Annotated in this window: 14 protein-coding genes, 23 tRNA genes and 1 pseudogene; 31 read left to right on the top strand and 7 right to left on the bottom strand. The window is 71.3% G+C overall.

All coding sequences use genetic code 11. The annotated features are described in order from the left end of the window. Positions 1–44 precede the first annotated feature (44 nt). The 27 genes from ACSMXO_RS31620 (at position 45) to ACSMXO_RS31750 (ending at position 5,772) form a co-directional block, all read left to right on the top strand. Entirely contained in the window at positions 45–698 is a 654-nt protein-coding gene (locus tag ACSMXO_RS31620; protein ID WP_346263009.1) for an MBL fold metallo-hydrolase, read from the top strand. A gap of 63 nt (positions 699–761) precedes the next feature. Beyond that, positions 762–1,565, top strand: coding sequence for an alpha/beta fold hydrolase (locus ACSMXO_RS31625; RefSeq protein ID WP_455414946.1), 804 nt, complete (start codon positions 762–764; stop codon positions 1,563–1,565). A gap of 390 nt (positions 1,566–1,955) precedes the next feature. Next, positions 1,956–2,028: transfer RNA gene (locus ACSMXO_RS31630), tRNA-Trp, on the top strand. A gap of 109 nt (positions 2,029–2,137) precedes the next feature. After that, positions 2,138–2,210: transfer RNA gene (locus ACSMXO_RS31635), tRNA-Pro, on the top strand. Between the two features lie 38 nt (positions 2,211–2,248). Continuing rightward, a tRNA-Glu gene (locus tag ACSMXO_RS31640) sits at positions 2,249–2,321 on the top strand. Between the two features lie 11 nt (positions 2,322–2,332). Then, positions 2,333–2,403 (top strand) — tRNA-Gly (locus tag ACSMXO_RS31645). A gap of 14 nt (positions 2,404–2,417) precedes the next feature. Beyond that, positions 2,418–2,504 (top strand) — tRNA-Gln (locus ACSMXO_RS31650). Between the two features lie 3 nt (positions 2,505–2,507). Next, positions 2,508–2,581: transfer RNA gene (locus tag ACSMXO_RS31655), tRNA-Leu, on the top strand. A 9-nt stretch (positions 2,582–2,590) separates the two neighbouring features. After that, positions 2,591–2,663: transfer RNA gene (locus ACSMXO_RS31660), tRNA-Gly, on the top strand. A gap of 66 nt (positions 2,664–2,729) precedes the next feature. Then, positions 2,730–3,170, top strand: coding sequence for an HNH endonuclease (locus ACSMXO_RS31665; protein WP_346263007.1), 441 nt, complete (start codon positions 2,730–2,732; stop codon positions 3,168–3,170). Between the two features lie 33 nt (positions 3,171–3,203). Next, positions 3,204–3,275 (top strand) — tRNA-Gln (locus ACSMXO_RS31670). Between the two features lie 6 nt (positions 3,276–3,281). Beyond that, positions 3,282–3,356, top strand: a tRNA-Leu gene (locus tag ACSMXO_RS31675). Between the two features lie 78 nt (positions 3,357–3,434). Beyond that, positions 3,435–3,507 (top strand) — tRNA-Leu (locus tag ACSMXO_RS31680). Positions 3,508–3,530: 23 nt separating this feature from the next. Next, positions 3,531–3,616 (top strand) — tRNA-Ser (locus ACSMXO_RS31685). Positions 3,617–3,622: 6 nt separating this feature from the next. Further along, positions 3,623–3,697: transfer RNA gene (locus ACSMXO_RS31690), tRNA-Arg, on the top strand. A 6-nt stretch (positions 3,698–3,703) separates the two neighbouring features. Then, positions 3,704–3,777 (top strand) — tRNA-Pro (locus tag ACSMXO_RS31695). Between the two features lie 64 nt (positions 3,778–3,841). Next, the gene (locus ACSMXO_RS31700) at positions 3,842–4,588 is read left to right on the top strand and encodes a DUF7873 family protein (RefSeq protein WP_346263006.1); all 747 of its coding nucleotides are present in this window, start codon (positions 3,842–3,844) and stop codon (positions 4,586–4,588) included. A gap of 42 nt (positions 4,589–4,630) precedes the next feature. Then, positions 4,631–4,705: transfer RNA gene (locus ACSMXO_RS31705), tRNA-OTHER, on the top strand. Between the two features lie 285 nt (positions 4,706–4,990). Next, positions 4,991–5,076, top strand: a tRNA-Ser gene (locus tag ACSMXO_RS31710). 11 nt (positions 5,077–5,087) lie between these two features. Further along, positions 5,088–5,160: transfer RNA gene (locus ACSMXO_RS31715), tRNA-Lys, on the top strand. A gap of 1 nt (position 5,161) precedes the next feature. Next, positions 5,162–5,233 (top strand) — tRNA-Met (locus ACSMXO_RS31720). Positions 5,234–5,235: 2 nt separating this feature from the next. Beyond that, positions 5,236–5,308 (top strand) — tRNA-Val (locus tag ACSMXO_RS31725). Positions 5,309–5,315: 7 nt separating this feature from the next. Continuing rightward, positions 5,316–5,389 (top strand) — tRNA-Glu (locus ACSMXO_RS31730). A 28-nt stretch (positions 5,390–5,417) separates the two neighbouring features. Next, positions 5,418–5,490, top strand: a tRNA-Val gene (locus ACSMXO_RS31735). Between the two features lie 20 nt (positions 5,491–5,510). Then, positions 5,511–5,587: transfer RNA gene (locus ACSMXO_RS31740), tRNA-His, on the top strand. Between the two features lies 1 nt (position 5,588). Continuing rightward, positions 5,589–5,671, top strand: a tRNA-Tyr gene (locus tag ACSMXO_RS31745). A 28-nt stretch (positions 5,672–5,699) separates the two neighbouring features. Further along, positions 5,700–5,772: transfer RNA gene (locus ACSMXO_RS31750), tRNA-Cys, on the top strand. Between the two features lie 187 nt (positions 5,773–5,959). On the opposite strand, the gene ACSMXO_RS31755 is transcribed toward ACSMXO_RS31750, so the two are convergent. Continuing rightward, positions 5,960–6,211, bottom strand: coding sequence for an SCO4848 family membrane protein (locus ACSMXO_RS31755; protein ID WP_346263005.1), 252 nt, complete (start codon positions 6,209–6,211; stop codon positions 5,960–5,962). Between the two features lie 295 nt (positions 6,212–6,506). After that, positions 6,507–7,115, bottom strand: coding sequence for a DedA family protein (locus ACSMXO_RS31760; protein WP_346263004.1), 609 nt, complete (start codon positions 7,113–7,115; stop codon positions 6,507–6,509). 220 nt (positions 7,116–7,335) lie between these two features. On the opposite strand from ACSMXO_RS31760, the gene ACSMXO_RS31765 reads away from it, so the two are divergent. Next, complete coding sequence (locus ACSMXO_RS31765; RefSeq protein ID WP_278063023.1) at positions 7,336–7,539, top strand: cold-shock protein; 204 nt, start codon at positions 7,336–7,338, stop codon at positions 7,537–7,539. On the opposite strand, the gene ACSMXO_RS31770 is transcribed toward ACSMXO_RS31765, so the two are convergent. Together ACSMXO_RS31770 and ACSMXO_RS31775 are read right to left on the bottom strand one after the other, a co-directional pair. Then, entirely contained in the window at positions 7,520–8,809 is a 1,290-nt protein-coding gene (locus tag ACSMXO_RS31770) for an MFS transporter (protein WP_455414947.1), read from the bottom strand. The genes ACSMXO_RS31765 and ACSMXO_RS31770 overlap by 20 nt on opposite strands. A gap of 61 nt (positions 8,810–8,870) precedes the next feature. Beyond that, the gene (locus ACSMXO_RS31775; RefSeq protein WP_455414948.1) at positions 8,871–9,443 is read right to left on the bottom strand and encodes an ArsR/SmtB family transcription factor; all 573 of its coding nucleotides are present in this window, start codon (positions 9,441–9,443) and stop codon (positions 8,871–8,873) included. Between the two features lie 129 nt (positions 9,444–9,572). On the opposite strand from ACSMXO_RS31775, the gene ACSMXO_RS31780 reads away from it, so the two are divergent. Continuing rightward, complete coding sequence (locus ACSMXO_RS31780; protein ID WP_455414949.1) at positions 9,573–10,628, top strand: NAD-dependent epimerase/dehydratase family protein; 1,056 nt, start codon at positions 9,573–9,575, stop codon at positions 10,626–10,628. Positions 10,629–10,668: 40 nt separating this feature from the next. On the opposite strand, the gene ACSMXO_RS31785 is transcribed toward ACSMXO_RS31780, so the two are convergent. The 3 genes and pseudogenes from ACSMXO_RS31785 to ACSMXO_RS31795 all read right to left on the bottom strand — a co-directional run. Next, positions 10,669–11,538, bottom strand: a complete 870-nt coding sequence (locus tag ACSMXO_RS31785; protein ID WP_346263000.1) for a peptidoglycan recognition protein family protein — start codon at positions 11,536–11,538, stop codon at positions 10,669–10,671. A gap of 150 nt (positions 11,539–11,688) precedes the next feature. Then, a complete protein-coding gene (locus ACSMXO_RS31790) occupies positions 11,689–12,552 on the bottom strand; it encodes a transglycosylase SLT domain-containing protein (RefSeq protein ID WP_455414950.1) in 864 nt (287 codons plus the stop codon). 187 nt (positions 12,553–12,739) lie between these two features. Next, positions 12,740–14,143, bottom strand: a pseudogene (locus ACSMXO_RS31795) (DedA family protein); the annotation flags it as partial. 134 nt (positions 14,144–14,277) lie between these two features. On the opposite strand from ACSMXO_RS31795, the gene typA reads away from it, so the two are divergent. After that, positions 14,278–16,146 (top strand): translational GTPase TypA, encoded by a 1,869-nt coding sequence (typA, locus tag ACSMXO_RS31800; protein ID WP_455414951.1) that lies wholly within the window; start codon positions 14,278–14,280, stop codon positions 16,144–16,146. 21 nt (positions 16,147–16,167) lie between these two features. Next, positions 16,168–17,028: a serine hydrolase gene (locus tag ACSMXO_RS31805; RefSeq protein ID WP_455414952.1), complete on the top strand. Its 861-nt coding sequence runs from the start codon at positions 16,168–16,170 to the stop codon at positions 17,026–17,028. Positions 17,029–17,037 lie beyond the last annotated feature (9 nt).

Raw genomic sequence — 17,037 nt, forward strand, 5'->3', positions numbered from 1 at the left:
CCGACCCGACTCTGCTCCGCCGACCAACTCGGAGGCACCCGAACATGAGCTACACCGGAGACGTCGTCGCCGACGGCCCACCCGACGTACGCGAGCTGACCGGCCTCGCCGTCAGCAAGCTCTCGGTCGGCCCGATGGACAACAACGCGTACCTGCTGCGCTGCGCCTCGACCGGCGAACAGGTGCTGATCGACGCGGCCAACGAGGCACCCCGACTACTGGAACTGATCGGCGACGGCGGGCTGGCCGCCGTGGTCACCACACACCGGCACATGGACCACTGGGTCGCGCTGGAAGAGGTGGTGGCCAGCACCGGGGCCCGGTCGCTGGTGCACGCCGACGACGCGGACGGGCTGCCGATCCCCTCCGAACCGCTCACCGACGGCGACCGGATCCGGGTCGGCGACCGCGAACTAGAGGTGATCCACATCGTCGGACACACCCCCGGCTCCGTCGCGCTGCTCTATCGGGACGAGGTCGACGGGACGCACCTCTTCACCGGGGACTCGCTGTTTCCGGGCGGGGTGGGCAACACCGACCGGGATCCGGTGCGGTTCGGCTCGCTGATCAACGACGTGGAGCAGAAGATCTTCGACCGGCTGCCGGACGCGACCTGGTTCTATCCGGGCCACGGCCGGGACAGCACGCTCGGCGCCGAGCGGCCTTCGCTACCGGAGTGGCGCGCCCGGGGCTGGTGAGTCCGGCCCCTCGGGACGCGTCGGCTCTTGGCGCGGTTGGCTAATGGGTGTAGCTTTAAAGCTATGACTGACACCCACTACCTTCGCCGCCCGGAGGGGCGCATCGCGTACGACCTCTGGGACGGCGACGGCCCGCTGGTGATCTGCGCACCGGGGATGGGCGAGCTGCGCCAGTCGTACCGGCTGCTCGCGCCGAAGCTGGTCGAGGCGGGCTACCGGGTGGCCGTCATGGACATCCGGGGGCACGGCGACAGCGACACCAGCTTCTCGCGGTACGACGACGTCGCGCTCGCCAGCGACCTGCTCGCCCTCCTCGACGAACTCGGCGGGTCCGGATACCTGGTCGGCAACTCCATGGGCGCCGGAGCCGCCGTGATCGCCGCCGCCGACGCCCCGGCAAAGGTACGCGGCCTCGCCCTGCTCGGCCCGTTCGTCCGGAACCCCGCCGGGGCGGCCGTGATGAACCTGCTGTTCCGGATCATGCTCGTCCGGCCCTGGGGCCCGGCGGCCTTCCTCGGCTACTACCCGAAGTGGCTGCCCGGCACCAAGCCCGAGGGCTACCAGCAGCACCTCGCCCGGGTGCGCGACAACCTGCGCCGGCCCGGGCACTGGCGGGCCTTCGTGCAGACCACCCGCACCTCGCACGAACCGGCCCGGCAACGGCTGCCCGAGGTCTCGGCCCCCGCCGTCGTGGTGATGGGCGCGGCCGACGTGGACTGGAAGGACCCGGCGGCCGAGGCGCACTGGGTCGGCGAACAGCTCGGAGCCGAGGTGGTGATGGTGCCCGGAGTGGGTCACTTCCCGCAGGCCCAGGCACCCGACGTGGTGGCGGCCGCGGTGACCCGCCTGGTCGAACAGGTCCGCTGAGTCCGATCGTTGCCGGCACGCCGTCCACCGGTGCCGGCAACGCCGCTGAGCGGCTATTGCCGCCCGCCGACCGGACGGTGCGGGAAAAGCCGAAAAAGATGTTGCTCCGCGCGGGAGCGGCCCCTACCGTAGTTACCACAGCGATCAACAAAGCGACACCGAAACGACAGGGAGCATCCGATGTTGTGGCAGGCCTCATCGCGAGAGTGGCGGCAGAAGCCGTACGTTCCGGCGGGCTACGCCATGCTCGGGCGCCCCGTCCACCTAAGCGCCGGCGAATGTGCCGAGCTGGGCGGCTGGCGGACGTAACGCGACTCCACTCGCGTCTACGCCGCCCTCCCAGACCCGGGACCGGGCGGCGTTTCTTTTGCCCGCGGGCTTTCACCACACAGGGGTGTGGCGCAACTGGCAGCGCAGCGGCCTCCAAATCCGAAGGTTGCAGGTTCGAGTCCTGTCACCCCTGCTTCTCCCCCGACCTCGGCCGGCGGGACCGGTACCACGTTGAAAACTCCACAGTGGATGGCATAGATGATGCCCGGCCGGCGCCGTACCACCGCGCCGGCCGGGCCGATCCGGGGCGAGGGAGACGGCTGACCCGCCTGTTTTGGGAACAGGAGACACCGAGTTCGATTCTCGGGTCCCGGACGAGTTTCAGTGTATTCGGGGCGACTCCGCCCCCGCCCGGACCGTTGGAGTAGTGGTTATCTCGCCAGACTCTCACTCTGGAGAAGGCCGGTTCGATTCCGGCACGGTCTACGCACGACATCGCGGCCATAGCTCAACGGAAGAGCGCCTGGCTTCCACCCAGAGGACCGGAGTTCGATTCTCCGTGGCCGCTCGGCAGTACCCCGACGGGGAATGGTGTAACTGGCAACATGCCCGGCTTTGGACCGGGAGACGGAAACGCTCGTGCTGGTTCGAGTCCAGCTTCCCCGGCCACCCGCTCCGGTAGCCCAACGGTAGGAGGCAGCGCGCTCAAAACGCGCACAGTGTGCGTTCGAATCGCACCCGGAGCATTTTCCCACGCGGCTGTAGCGCAGTTGGCAGCGCGCCACCTTGCCATGGTGGAGGTCCCGGGTTCAAATCCCGGTAGCCGCTCCGAACCCCGTGCGGGGAGTTCCGTGACGAGAGTCGCGTGACATCGACGAGAGAAGGAGGTATCCGGTGGACGTACTGGTCATCAACGCCGACCTCGGCCCGCTCCACCGGGTCAGTCTCCGGCACGCCGTACGGATGCTGGTCCGGCGCGTCGCCGAGGTGCACGAGGCGGTACCGGACCGGCTGATCGGGGTCTACCCGGTGCCGACGGTGGTCCGCCTGGTGAAGTACGTCCTCACCAGATGGCGCTTCAGCTCGGGACCGGCCTGGTCCCGGTCGGGTGTGCTCACCCGGGACGGCCGCCGGTGCGGCTACTGCGGTGGTCACGCGAGCACCGTCGACCACATCCTGCCCCGCTCCCGTGGAGGCCGGAACACCTGGACCAACACCGTCGCGTCCTGCGACGGCTGCAATCAGCGCAAGGCAGACCGCACCCCCGCCGAGGCGGGCATGGTGCTGCGGTCGGCGGCGACGGTCCCCAGTTGGGCCGCGCTGACCCGGCGCTGACGGCGGCCGGCGGATTTCCCCGCCGGCCGCCATTTCCGGATCGTCCAACTGGCAGGACGCCTGATTCTGATTCAGGAAATCGAGGTTCAAATCCTTGTCCGGGAGCGCGATGCCCTCGTGGCCCAATTGGTAGAGGCGCCAGGTCGAGAGCCTGGTCACGTGCGCGTTCGAGTCGCGCCGAGGGCACTTCGGGGTGGGTGCTGGTGCACAGTGTTGCCTTGCAAGCTGCGCGTGCGCGGTTCGATCCCGCGTCACTCCACATATGCCCGGGTAGCCCAACGGAAGAGGCCGCTGGCTCAGAACCAGTGTGTTGCAGGTTCGACTCCTGCTCCGGGTACGTACGCGCCGTCGGCGCGGTTCGGAAGGATGGCCGAGAGGTCGATGGCACCGCCCCGCTAAGGCGGACCGGCGCACCGCCGGCGAGGGTTCGAATCCCTCTCCTTCCGCTTCCTGCCCTTGTAGCTCAGTGGATAGAGCGGCGGCCTACGAAGCCGTGTCGAGCGGAGGTTCGAATCCTCCCAGGGGTACGACATCGGGACGTGGCGCAGCTTGGTAGCGCGCCGCACTGGGGGTGCGGAGGTCGTCGGTTCAAGTCCGGCCGTCCCGACTTCGACCGGGTCGCCGTACGTGGCGGCGACGACTATCGTCTGCCCGACGAGACCGAAAGGATCATGGTGCCCAATCCCACCGAACTGCACAAGGTCAACGCGCTGGTGCAGGGCTTCAAGCCGCAGGCCAAGCGGGAGCTCACCGACGCGCACCGGCGTACCCAGAAGGCGCCGCCGCTCTCCGGCATCTCCCGGACCTACCAGCCGTTCGCCGACGACATCCGCGAGCAGTTGCCGCCGGAGTCGACCCGGGTGCAGTACACCGTCCAGGAGGTCCTCGACGAGGTCGCCACCACCATGGGTCGACTCTTCGACCTCCAGTTCCTCCAGGACACCGGCAACGCCACCGCCAAGGCCGACGTGGTGGTCGACGGGCGGACGCTGGTCCGCCAGGCACCGGTCACCTATCTGCTCTTCCTGGAGAAGCAGCTCGTCGACCTGCGTACCTTCGTCGACGGGCTGGCCACCCTGGACGCGGCGGAGCGGTGGGAGTTCGACCCCGACCGCGGCTGCTACGCGAGTACGCCGAGCCAGACCCAGAAGATGCGCAAGGTGCACCGCAACCACGTCAAGGCCGAGGCGACCGAGAAGCACCCGGCGCAGGTCGAGGTCTACACCGAGGACGTACCGGTGGGCACCTGGACCACGGTGAAGCTCTCCGGCGCCCTGCCGGCCGAACGGGTCAAGGTGCTGCGCGGCCGGGTCGACAAGCTGCTGGAGGCGGTGAAGGTGGCCCGCGAGGAGGCCAACAGCACCACCGTCGAGGACCGCACCGTCGGCGACGAGGTGTTCGGCTACCTGTTCGGGTAGTCTCCCAGGCACCCCCGTGGAGCGGGGGGTGGCGCGAGATGCGCCGAGACTGAGGCTGACCTGTCAGGCTCATCAACGGTGACGGTTCCAGTGGAGGTTCGAGTCCTCCCCTCGGCACTTCGGGCCGAGGTAGCCCAACCGGTAGAGGCAGACCGGCACCGAGCAGGCTGAGACTATCGCTCCAGGCTCAGCACCCCCACCGATCGCCAGATCTACCGACCACGACAACCTCGACGAGATGCTGGTTCGAGTCCAGTCTGCCGCTCTCCCTGCGGCGGTCGCTTAATGGCAAAGCACGTCGACTGCAGACTGATCGTGGAGCTTAAACGCCGCTGGCGTGCGAACGGGTGGAACTTCAGGGCCCCCGGGGTCGGGCATACCCCGGGGGTCCGCCAAACTCTCGGAAGGCGCCGCCCGGCGGCGGGCGACCGGTCTTGAAAACCGGGGTGTCGGCAACGACAGGGGTTCGACTCCTCCGCCTTCCTCCAGCACATGTCTTGCGCCGCTAGCTCAATGGTCAGAGCAACGCACTCTTAATGCGTGGGTTCAGGGTTCAAGTCCCTGGCGGCGTACTGCGGGATAGCGCAGTGGTAGCGCGGCGGTCTCATAAACCGCAGGCCCCGGGTTCGACTCCCGGTCCCGCCCCCGTTCCGGTAGCTCAGTCGGAAGAGCATCGCGTCGACATCGCGAGGGTCGCTGGTTCGAGTCCAGCTCGGAACACGCACGTGGCGCCGTGGACGAGTGGCAAGAGTCGCCAGGCTTTCACCCTGGATTTCGCGGGTTCGAATCCCGTCGGCGCTACTTCGCTCCCGGATGCGCGTGGAGCGATGCCCGGATAGCTCAGTGGTGGCAGCGCCTCGTTCACACCGAGGAGGTCCCTGGTTCGATCCCAGGTCCGGGTACTGGCCGTAAGGCCGCGATGGTGACTGTAGCTCAGCCGGAAGAGCGCCGGACTGTGGATCCGGAGGTCGCTGGGTTCGAGTCCCGCCAGTCACCCCACGCGGGTGCGCCGACGCTGGAGAGTCGGGCCTGTCTGTAGAACAGGTGCTTCGCGCTGAGGAGGTTCGAGTCCTCCCACCCGCACGTCGAGCCCGATCGTCGGGCACCGCCCGGCCTCGTTTCGTCCCCGGTGGGGCGCCCCGCCTGCAAAGCGGGTGATGCGGGTTCGACTCCCGGCGAGGCCTCGATGCCATCCACTGTGGACTCCATGGGCGCGGGCGTTGGCTGCTCGGCCGCCACTCATTCTGGCGGTGTGCTCGGTTCGACACCGGGGCCCATGACTCGCCGGCCGGCGGTGGTGATGACGGGGGAACGCCGGCCGGCGCCCGGCCGCGGTCCAGCGCGGGGACGGGCTCAGGGGCCGAGGCCCGCTCAGGACCGAGGAGTCCGTCCGGCCCACCAGCCGCGTACGCCGAGCACGCCGACCGCGGTGCCGATCGCCAGGGACGCCCCGATCAGCAGCGCGTGCACCCACAGGAAGCTCGTCGGGCTGCCCTGCCCGATCTCCCCGGTCGACCAGGCCCGGGCGTCGTTCCAGATCGCGACGGCGAACCGGGGCCAGATCACCCAGGTCCACACGCCGACCAGGATCAGGAAACCGGCCCAGCGCCGCGACAACACCATGGCAACCCAGTATGCCAGCCGGTACCCGGCCAGCCCTGGCCGGCGACATCGCCCGGGCCGCTGTCACCGCCGGCCGAGGGTTTCACCCGGAGTCGACAGCCGGCCCCGGCGGCCGGTCACCCCCGACCGGCCGCCGGTCCGACCCGGCTGCGCGACCACGTCCCCGACCGGCCGTTGCCCCAGCCCGTCCTGGCACCCCGTGACCGCGATCCGCGTCCCCCGGGTGGTGCCGGCCGGCCGCCCCAGCCCGCCGGCGCCACCCGGTCACCCCCCCGACCCCCCGCCATCCGCACTGTCAGCCCTGGACCGTCGAGGCGAGTCGGCGGCGTACGCCCAGCAGGACGAGGCCGCCGAAGATCATCCCGAAGCCCACCGTGCCCACCAGCGCGAACGACTCGCCGGGCAGCAGGCCGCCGACCGACCGGGCCAGGATGCCGAGCACCATGTAGAGCCCGGCCCAGAGCACCGCACCGACCGCCGCGAAGCTCAGGAAGCGCCGGTACGACATCCGCAGCCCGCCCGCGGCGAGCGGCAGCAGCGCGTTCAGCACCGGCAGGAAGGGCGCCACCATCACCATCCGGCCCCCACCACTGCTGAGAATCCGCTCGGCGGCCGACCAGCGCGCCTCCCCGATCCACGCCCCGGTACGGCTACGCCGCAGCCGCGCGCCGAACCGCCGACCGGCGAAGAAGGTGAGCGACCAGCCGCCGAGACAGCCGCCGATCACCGCCAGGAACGCCCCCAGACTGGCCGGCCGACCGACCCCCACCGCGGCCAGTACCGCGACGTCGCCGGGCACGAGTACGCCGAGCAGCGGAATCGCGTCCAGCAACATGACTCCGCCGAGCACCGCCAGAAAGACTCCCGACGGCAGTTCCCCCACCTGAACCAGCCAGTCCGCCACGTCAGGAACGTTACGGACGGAACGCCACCCGGACATCCGGGTCGAGCCCTGGTAAGCGACGCCGGCAACCCTGACTCGATCTCGGGGTGACTCCGCCGTCCGGCCTACGCCGGAGGTTTGTACGACTCGCGACTTCCGCCCGCACCGAGTACGCAGGGAGGCTACTGTCGGTGACGTACAGGGCACGCCACGCACCGGGCGCGCCGCTAAGGAGACACCCATGGCAACCGGAACCGTCAAGTGGTTCAACTCGGAAAAGGGCTTCGGCTTCATCGAGCAGGACGGCGGAGGGCCGGACGTGTTCGTCCACTACTCCGCGATCGCGTCGTCCGGCTACCGCGAGCTCAACGAGGGGCAGAAGGTCGAGTTCGACGTCACCCAGGGCGAGAAGGGCCCGCAGGCGGCTAACGTGCAGCCGCGCTGACCATCTCGCTACGCGCCGCGCGGGCCGGTGCCGCCGGCTCCGTATCATGCTGCGGCTCGGGCAGGTCGCGGCGCTTGCGCAGCGGGCCGATCAGCAGGATCAGCCCGCTCAGCGCCAGCCCGGCGGTGATCACCCACATCGCCGGGCGGAGGCCGAGCGCCGTACCGAGCGCGCCGCCGAGCACGGCACCGGGCGGCATGGTGCCGAGGTTGACCACCTGCATGGTCACGCTGACCCGGCCGAGTAGCCGGTGCGGCACGTACGCCTGGCGGAAGCCTGCCTTGATCACGTTGCCGGCGACAACTCCGGCGCCGATCACCATCCCGGCCAGCACCAGCAGGCCGAGCCGGGCACCGGGGGCGGTCAGCGGGATCAGTAGCCCGAACGGTTCCGCGCCGAGGGCGCAGAGCAGCAGCGCGCGGGCGCTGCCGAGGCGCCGGGACAGCGCGGTGGCGATGGCGGCGCCGACGACCCCGCCGAGGCTCATCACGGCGACCAGGCCGCCGACCGTACCGGGACCAACCCCGACCTCGCGGACCAGGAAGACGACCAGGATCGCCTGGTAGCCGACCAGGCCGAGGTTGCTGACCGCACCCCAGACGGTGAGCACCCGCAGGTAGGGATCGCGGGCGGTGAACCGTACCCCCTCGGCGATCTGCCGGCCGAGGCACGCCGCCGGATCGACGGCGCGGCGTGGCTCCTGGCGCCGGATCGACAGCAGGCAGGCGGCCGAGCCGAGGAAGCCGAGCACATCCACCAGCAGCGCGGTCGCGGCACCGACCAGGCTGGCGAGTAGGCCGGCCGCACCCGGACCCGCCACCTGGGCCACCGCCTCGGTGCCCTGGAGCTTCGCGTTTCCCTCGGCCAGGTCGGTCCGGTCCAGCAGGGTGGGCAGGTAGACCTGGTACGCGGTCTTGAAGAAGACGCTCACGGTGCCGCCGGCCAGCGCGACGGCCAGCAGGTGCCCGATAGTGAGTACGCCGAGCCAGCCGGCGACCGGCACGCTGGCGAAGAGCAGCGCGGCGACCAGGTCGCAGGTCACCATCACCGGCCGGCAGCGCAGCCGGTCCACCAGGGCACCGGCCGGCAGCCCGACCAGCAGCCAGGGCAGCCACGCGGCGGCGGTCAGCAGCGCCACCTGGAAGGTGCTGGCGCCGAGGGTGGCGACCGCCACCAGCGGCAGCGCCACGCTGGTGACGCTGGCGCCGAAGGTGCTGCCGGCCTGGCCGATCCAGAGCAGCCGGAAGTCCCGTTGCCGCAGCAGGCTCATTTCGTCTCCTCGTCGCCGGCGGGGTCTCAGGTGCCGGTCCGAGCCGGGCGGCCTGGCCGGTTCACGGCTGGGCCGGGATGCCGTAGGCGAAGAAGAAGACCGGCTCGCGGCGCTGCCCGTCGTCGGGAAGCTCGCGGTCGCCCCACCGGGACAGCAGGGCGAGCAGTTCGGCCTCGAACTCGGCCAGTTCGGCCGGGGTGAGCCGCAGCCAGCGGTCGGTGGAGAACGGCGCCTCCGCCCAGGCGGCCCGCTGCTCCTCAGCGGCGGCGTGCCAGTCCCGGACCAGGCCGACCTGGCGGTCCAGGTTCAGCGAGACGGCGGCCTGCTGCACGGCCTCGCTGGCCGGGTCGTCGGCGAAGTCGGCGCTGGACCAGCGCAGTCCGGCCGAGACCAGCCGCCACCACCGCTCCCGGCGGTCCCGGGCGAGTTCCGGTGCCTCCTCGACCAGGTCAGCGGCGGCGAGCACCTTCAGGTGGTGGCTGACGTTCGCCACCGCCTGCCCGGTGCGCTCGGCCAGCGAGCTGACCGTGGCCGGGCCGTAGACCTTGAGCACGTCCATCAGGCGGCGGCGCAGCGGGTGGGACATGGCGGCCAGCACCCGGGAGTCGGTGACCTGGCGTACCTCTCTGTTCATGCGGCCAGACTGACATATACAAGAAGAGTTGCGCAAGAACTGTTGTGCAATATCGGCATCGACGGTCGGCAGTTTTGGCTGAGAGCTGAAGTGCTCGCACGCCTCCGTGCGGAGATCTAGCGTGACGCTATGGAGAAGCTCGCCCTGGTTGTCGGCGCCACCGGCCAGGTCGGCCGGGCCGCGGTCCGTGCCCTGGTCGCCGACGGCTGGCACGTCCGGGCCGCCGCCCGAGGCCTGCGGGCCGGAGCACCCTGGCCGCTGGACTGGAACGTCGAGCTGGTCCCGCTGGACCGTGCGGACGACGCCGGGCTGGCGGTCGCGGTCGGCGACGGCTGCGACGTCCTGGTCGACACCGTCGCGTACGACGCCCGGCACGCCCGCCAACTGCTCCGGCTCGCCGACCGGATCGGTTCGGCCGTGGTCGTCTCCACCGCCGGGGTCTACCTGGACGACGCCGGCCGGGGATTCGGCGCCGAAGGGGTCCGGTTCCCGGTGCCGATCGCCGAGACCCAGCCGACCGTCGCACCGCTCGACCCGGACGCGGCGGCGGGCGGCGACACGTACGTGGCCGGCAAGGCGGCCCTGGAGCGCGAGCTGCTCGCCGCCGGAGCGGTGCTGCCGACCACCCTGCTACGGGCCGGCGCGATCCACGGGCCGCACACCGTGCACCCGCGTGAGTGGCACTTCGTCAAACGCGCGCTGGACAACCGGCCGGTACGGGTGCTGGCGTACGCCGGGCAGAGCCGGTTCCATCCGGTCTCCACGGCCAACCTCGCCGAGTTGATCCGGCTCTCCGCCGCCGAGCCCGGGGCCCGGGTGCTCAACGCCGGCGACCCGGAGCCGCCGACCGTACGCGAGATCGGCGCCGCCGTGCACGCGGTGCTGGACCACGGTGCGGAGGACGTGCTGATCGACGGCCCCTCGCCGGCACCACCGGTCGGCGAGACGCCGTGGTCGACGCCGTACCCGGTGGTGCTGGACATGAGCCTGGCGGAACGCCAGCTCGGCTACCGCCCGGTGACCAGCTATCTCGACTCGCTGCCGGAGACCGTACGGTGGCTGGTGGACGCCGCGCACGGCCGGGACTGGCGGACCGTCTTCCCCGATCTCGCGCAGAACTACCGCACCGACTACTTCGACTACCTCGCCGAGGACGCCTGGCTGCGCCGCCGCACGGCCGGCTGACCGGGCCGCCGGGACGTCGCACCGGAGGTGGGGAGGGTGCTCAGGTCGCGGTGAGTTTGGCGGCCAGCTCCCCGATCCGGTCGCCGAACGCCGCCCGCAGCGCGGCCGCCGCGTCGTCGAGGTCCTTCGAGCCCAGCCCGTTGAGCACGCCGTCGATGATCTGCTGCTCGTTGACCCAGTCCTTGCCGAGCATGCTCATCTGGTTGGCCTTGACCTCGGTCAGCATCCCCTCGATGGTGTAGAAGTGCTGCCGGATGTCGGTACGGCCGCTGCCGTCCGGCTTCTGCGCGCCCTGCCACAGCAGGTAGTTGTTGTCCTTGGCGAACTTGAGCAGTTGCTCCTGCTCCTGATCGGACAGTGCCGGCATGATGTTCTCCCCTCCGGACGATGCGGCGACGTCGCGCCGGAACTGGTTCATGTTGAAGCTCGGGTCCGTCTTGACACTCGGGTGTCCGTAGCCGGCCGGCTGGTGCTCCTTGTGGCCGGCGATCCCCCAGCCGGTACGGTCGCGCAGCGCCCGTACGCCGCGCACGTAGGAGTCGTACTGCCGGTCGGTCCAGGGCTCGCCGAGGGCGTGCTGCGCCTCGATGCCGATCAGGCCGGAGTTGCCGACCCCCTTGAACGGTCCGGCCCAGCCGACCCGGACGTGGTTGCACCGGCCGGAGGCGATCACGTGCCAGTGCCCGGTGCGCGAGAGGTAGAGCTGGGCTATCGGTGGTGGCGCGGTCGCGGAACCGTTGAGCAGGACATAGATCTCGCCGGCGTCGGTGGAGCGCAGTGAGCCGCGGGTCTCGTGGCACATGATCCCGTGTGGATCGAAGGATGTGGAGCCGCGACTCCGCCAACCGCCGACCTCGTGCACGGTGAGACCGGCGGACCGGAGCACGTCGGCGAGCCAGAGCAGTCGCATCGATCAGCCCTCCTTACTCGGAGGTAGGGGTTCACTACTGACCGTATCTGCGACGATGGCCCGAGTCCAGTCGTCCAAGCTGCCAATATGAGCAAAAGCAATGGTCAACCGACCCGAGGTCGGGAAAGGACGGCCAGCCGGCCGCCAGCCTCAGAAGGCCAGGCACTCACACTCCGTCATCAGCGCACGGACGTTACGCACGTACTGCGGGTTGGGGATCTTCAGCCCGTCGTCGGTCACCACCGCGCCCGGCCCGAAGTTGTACGCCGAGATCACCGCGTTCAGCAGGCAGGAGTTGAGTTCGGTGGTGCAGTTGTCGGCGGATACCCCGTAGTCGCTCTCGAAGAAGGCGTCGCCGATGTACTTGATCAGCCAGGCCAGGTAGTTCGCCCCGAGGGTGGCGTTGTCCCGGTAGGCGTCGATGTCGTACGACTGGTCGAAGCGCTGGTTGACGAAGGCCGCGGTGTCCGGCATGACCTGCATCAGCCCCACCCCGCCGTCGCAGGCGATGATGTTCGACTGCCAGCCGCTCTCCTGCCAGGCGGTCGCCTTGACCAGGTCGACCGGCACCCGGATGCTCGGCGCCGAACTCGGCCAGTAGGTCCGGCCGGCCGCCTCGGTCAGGGCCTGCTTGACCTGGGCCCGGCTGGCCTGGGTGCCCTCGTAGCGCGGCTTGGTGCAGCCGGTCTCGGGCTTCGGCGGCGGCGGGGGCAGCTTCGTCTCGGTCGGCGGCTTGGGGACCTTCCGCGGCCCCGGCTTCTTGCTCGCGGTGCGGCTCGGAGTCGCCGACGGGGTCGGCCGGGCGCCGAGCCCCGCCACGGCCGGCGGCTCCGGCTCGGTCGTCGGCTCGCCGGCTGCGACCGGGTCGGCGGCGACGGACGGGTCGGTCTCCGCCCCGACCGTGGTCGTGCTCCCCTCGCCCCCCGGCTCGCCGTTGGCGCAACCGACCACGGTGGCGAGCGCCAGGACCACCGCCCCCGACACCAGGCCGGTCCTGCGTAGCCACTCGGTCATCGAGTCCCCCCAAGATCTCCCGGCGCACCATAACAGGCACGCCGACACCTCAGGGGGCCTCGACCGGCCGGCTGGCCGGGGCCGCCTCCTCGACGGCCGGCGTCCCGGCCCGCTCCGCCGGCAGACCCGTCCCGCTCATCGACGGCCCGGCGTCGCCCGCCGACGGCCCGGCGTCGCCCGCCGACGACCCGGCGTCGCCCGCCGACGGCCGGGGCCGGTTTGCCGTGGCCGGACCGGGCTGAACCCCGGCGGCGCGTACCGCGCGGTCCCGGGTCGCCCAGGCGACCATGAAGACCGCGGTCCAGAGCACCCCGAGCAGCATCGAGGTGACCGTCTCGCTGGCCGAACTCCAGCCGACGTAGAGCCGGGCCGCGCCGATGGTCACCACCCCGACCGCCGCCACCGTCCAGGCCGCCACCGCCATCGGCCAGCGGCTCTGCCGGGCCAGCAGCCAGGCCAGCGTGCAGAGGCTGGCCGCGACCACCGCGTTCTGGGCCGGCAGCAGCCGTACCGGTGCGCCGCTGGTCGGCCCGGTGACGTCGGTCACCAGGACCAGCACCAGCAGCGGTACGAAGGCGCCGACCGTACCGAGCACGCTGAGCAGGTCGACCCGCCACGGCCGGGTACGCCAGCCGACCACCGCGGCGACCAGCGCCACCACCAGGATCAGCACCGGACCGCGCAGCGCGCCGATCGCCGCGTGCGCCAGCTCGGCCACCCCCTCGGTACGCCGGGACGCGAACCACTCCGCTATCGCGCTGTCGACCACCGACAGCCCGCTGTGCGTGACCACCAGGTCGAGCAGCCAGGCCAGGATGAGCCCGGTCACGAAGAGCAGCGCCAACCCGGCGACCAGGTTGGCCAGCAGCGTCCAGCCCGGCCCGATGTGCATCGACAGCAGGAAGAACAGCACCCCGTACCGCCGGGCGAGCCAGCGCAGCGGCGGCCGGGCGACCGCCCGGGACAGCAGCGACCGCACCGGGTCGGGGTTCCGGCCGAGCCAGCGGCCGACCAGCACGATGGCCACGATGAAGACGATCAGCAGCAGCACGGCGCCGGTCGCCTTGCCCAGGTAGTGGGATACGGTCTCGTACGACTCCCCGGCCAGATAGCCGGCCAGCACCGAACCGCCGACCCAGGTCACCACCCCGGCCAGGTTCCACGGCGCGAACCGCCGGTACGGCATCCCGGCACTGCCGGCCAGCCGGGGCACCAGGGTCCGGGCGAAGGCCACCCAGCGGGCGGCGAACACCCCACGCCCGCCCAGCCGGGCCAGCATCGCGTCGGCCTTCGCCCAGCGCTGCGCCCCGACCCGGCTCCCCCACCGGCCGGCCCGCAGCCGGGGGCCGTGCCGCCGGCCGCTGCGGAAGGCCAGCGCGTCGCCGAGCACCGCTGCGACAATCATCACCACCAGTGCCGGGCCGAGCCGCAGCATCCCGGCGTACGCGAGGAAGCCGACCAGCAGCAGGGTCGCCTCGGCCGGCATCACCAGGCCGACGATCACCGCCGTCTCGGTAGCCACCAGCAGCGCTGCGGCCAGGTAGACCAGCACCGGTGGCAACTCCCGCACCACCGTCAACACATCCTGCACGGCGACCCCCCGAACACCCCGGCCAGCATGCCAGCCGCGTGGTGTGATGGCACAGCGATTCCCGCCGAGAGCGGGGTTACCTCAGGGGGAACCCGGACGCCGGCCCGGATCGCGCAGGCGAGAGGATGGAGGGCATGCAGACCCGCGGGGACCTTCGTAACGTCGCAATCATCGCCCACGTCGACCACGGCAAGACCACCCTGGTCGACGCCATGCTGCGGCAGTCCGGCGCGTTCTCCGCCCGGGCCGAGCCGACCGACCGGGTGATGGACTCCATGGACCTGGAGCGGGAGAAGGGCATCACCATCCTGGCCAAGAACACCGCCGTGCGCTACCTGCCGGCGGACGGTTCCGACCCGGTCACCATCAACATCATCGACACCCCGGGGCACGCGGACTTCGGCGGCGAGGTGGAACGCGGGCTGACCATGGTCGACGGGGTGCTGCTGCTGGTGGACGCCAGCGAGGGCCCGCTGCCGCAGACCCGGTTCGTGCTCCGCAAGGCGCTGCAGGCCCGGCTGCCGATCATCCTCGTGATCAACAAGGTGGACCGGCCGGACGCCCGGATCAAGGAGGTGGTCGACGACACGTACGAACTCTTCCTGGACCTGGACGCGGACGCCGAGCAGATCGACTTCCCGATCATCTACGCCTGCGCCCGGGACGGCGTCGCCTCGCTGACCCAGCCCCCCGGCGGCACCGTGCCGGCCGACAGCAGCTCGCTGGAGCCGCTCTTCCGCAGCCTGCTCGACACCATCCCGCCGCCGGCCTTCGACGAGGCCGCGCCGTTGCAGGCGCACGTGACCAACCTGGACGCCTCGCCGTTCCTCGGCCGGCTGGCGCTGTGCCGGGTCCGTCAGGGCACCATCACCAAGGGCGAGACGGTGGCCTGGTGCCGCACCGACGGCACCGTCGAGCGGGTCCGGGTCTCCGAACTGCTGATGACCGAGGGACTGGAGCGCAAGCCGGCCACCTCGGCCGGGCCGGGCGACATCATCGCGGTCGCCGGCATCCCGGAGATCATGATCGGCGAGACCCTGGCCGACCTGGAGGACCCCCGGCCGCTGCCGCTGATCACCGTCGACGAGCCGGCGATCTCGATGACCATCGGCACCAACACCTCGCCGCTGGTCGGCCGGGTCAAGGGTGCCAAGGTCACCGCCCGGATGGTCAAGGACCGGTTGGACCGGGAGCTGATCGGCAACGTCTCGCTGCGGGTCCTCCCGACCGACCGGCCGGACGCCTGGGAGGTGCAGGGCCGGGGCGAGCTGGCGCTGGCCATCCTGGTCGAGCAGATGCGCCGGGAGTCGTACGAGCTGACCGTCGGCAAGCCGCAGGTGGTGACCCGGGAGATCGACGGCAAGACCTGCGAGCCGGTGGAGCGGCTCACCATCGACGCCCCGGAGGAATACCTCGGCGCCATCACGCAGTTGCTGGCCACCCGCAAGGGCCGGATGGAGCAGCTCGTCAACCACGGCACCGGCTGGATCCGGATGGAGTGGCTGGTCCCGGCCCGGGGTCTGATCGGCTTCCGCACCGAGTTCCTCACCGACACCCGGGGCACCGGCATCCTGCACCACGTCTTCGAGTCGTACGAGCCGTGGTTCGGCGAGCTGCGTACCCGGAACACCGGGTCGCTGGTCGCCGACCGGTCCGGGGTGGCGACCGCGTTCGCGATGCTCAACCTCCAGGAGCGCGGCACCCTCTTCGTCGAGCCGTCCACCGAGGTGTACGAGGGCATGCTGGTCGGTGAGAACTCCCGCTCCGACGACATGGACGTCAACATCACCAAGGAGAAGAAGCTCACCAACATGCGCTCCTCGACGAGCGAGGAGACCGAGAAGCTGATCCCGCCGCGCAAGCTCTCCCTGGAGCAAGCCCTGGAGTTCTGCCGCGAGGACGAGTGCGTCGAGGTCACCCCGGTGGCGATCCGGCTGCGCAAGGTGGTACTGGACGCACCGTCCCGGGCCCGGGCCGCCGCCCGGCGCAAGCACGCCGGCTGAGTCCGGTCGTACGCTGCGCAGATGCTCTGGGACGCACTCGAGGCCGAGCTGGCGGCCGTCGCCGGCAGCGTCTCGGTCTACGCGGGTCGGCTCGGCCGCCGGCCCGCGTACACCCGGCTGCCGGACACCCCGCACTACGCGGCCAGCACCATGAAGGTGGCGGTGCTGGCCGCCCTGCACCGGGCCGCCGGGGCCGGTGCGGTGGAGCTGGACGCGCCGGTGCCGGTGGTCAACGAGTTCGACTCGGCCCGGCCGGGCGCGGGCCGGTTCTGCTGCGCGGCCGACTACGACAACGACGAGGCGGTCTGGGCCCGGCTCGGCGGCACCGCGCCGCTGGGCTGGCTCGCCGAACGGATGATCGTCCGGTCCAGCAACCTCGCCACCAACCTGGTGCTCGGGCACGTCGGGCTGCCCGCCGTCGCCCAGGTGTGGGCCGACAGCGGTGCCCGGCACAGCCGCACCCAGCGGGGCATCGAGGACTTCGCCGCCCGGGACGCCGGACTGGACAACCAGGTCACCGCCGCCGACCTGGCCGGGCTGCTCGGCGCGATCGCCCGGTCCCGACTGGCCTCCCCCGGCACCTGCGCGGCGATGCTGGACGTGCTGCTCGCGCAGGAGCGCGGGGAGGACCTGGCCGCCGGGCTGCCGCCGGGCACCCGGATCGCGCACAAGAACGGCTGGGTACGCGGCGTCCGGCACGGTGCCGGCGTGGTCTTCCCGGACGACGCGCCCCCGTACACCGTGGTGGTCTGCACCACCGTGCCGCCGGCCGGCGACACCGGCCCGGCCGGCGACGACCGGGACGAGCGGGCCCGTCGGCTCATCGCCCGGGTCTCGGCCCTGGTCTGGGCCGCCCGGCACCGTCTGGGGACCGTCGGCTGACCCGACGGC

It is taken from the genome of Plantactinospora sp. DSM 117369 (genome assembly GCF_053764795.1).

What these genes read in the sequence shown, in the direction of transcription:
- ACSMXO_RS31780 (WP_455414949.1), top strand. Translation starts at nt 9,573, where the DNA reads ATGGAGAAGCTCGCCCTGGTTGTCGGCGCCACCGGCCAGGTCGGCCGG.
- ACSMXO_RS31790 (WP_455414950.1), bottom strand. Translation starts at nt 12,552, where the DNA reads ATGACCGAGTGGCTACGCAGGACCGGCCTGGTGTCGGGGGCGGTGGTC.
- ACSMXO_RS31765 (WP_278063023.1), top strand. Translation starts at nt 7,336, where the DNA reads ATGGCAACCGGAACCGTCAAGTGGTTCAACTCGGAAAAGGGCTTCGGC.
- ACSMXO_RS31805 (WP_455414952.1), top strand. Translation starts at nt 16,168, where the DNA reads ATGCTCTGGGACGCACTCGAGGCCGAGCTGGCGGCCGTCGCCGGCAGC.
- typA (WP_455414951.1), top strand. Translation starts at nt 14,278, where the DNA reads ATGCAGACCCGCGGGGACCTTCGTAACGTCGCAATCATCGCCCACGTC.
- ACSMXO_RS31620 (WP_346263009.1), top strand. Translation starts at nt 45, where the DNA reads ATGAGCTACACCGGAGACGTCGTCGCCGACGGCCCACCCGACGTACGC.
- ACSMXO_RS31755 (WP_346263005.1), bottom strand. Translation starts at nt 6,211, where the DNA reads ATGGTGTTGTCGCGGCGCTGGGCCGGTTTCCTGATCCTGGTCGGCGTG.
- ACSMXO_RS31785 (WP_346263000.1), bottom strand. Translation starts at nt 11,538, where the DNA reads ATGCGACTGCTCTGGCTCGCCGACGTGCTCCGGTCCGCCGGTCTCACC.
- ACSMXO_RS31700 (WP_346263006.1), top strand. Translation starts at nt 3,842, where the DNA reads ATGGTGCCCAATCCCACCGAACTGCACAAGGTCAACGCGCTGGTGCAG.
- ACSMXO_RS31775 (WP_455414948.1), bottom strand. Translation starts at nt 9,443, where the DNA reads ATGAACAGAGAGGTACGCCAGGTCACCGACTCCCGGGTGCTGGCCGCC.
- ACSMXO_RS31625 (WP_455414946.1), top strand. Translation starts at nt 762, where the DNA reads ATGACTGACACCCACTACCTTCGCCGCCCGGAGGGGCGCATCGCGTAC.
- ACSMXO_RS31770 (WP_455414947.1), bottom strand. Translation starts at nt 8,809, where the DNA reads ATGAGCCTGCTGCGGCAACGGGACTTCCGGCTGCTCTGGATCGGCCAG.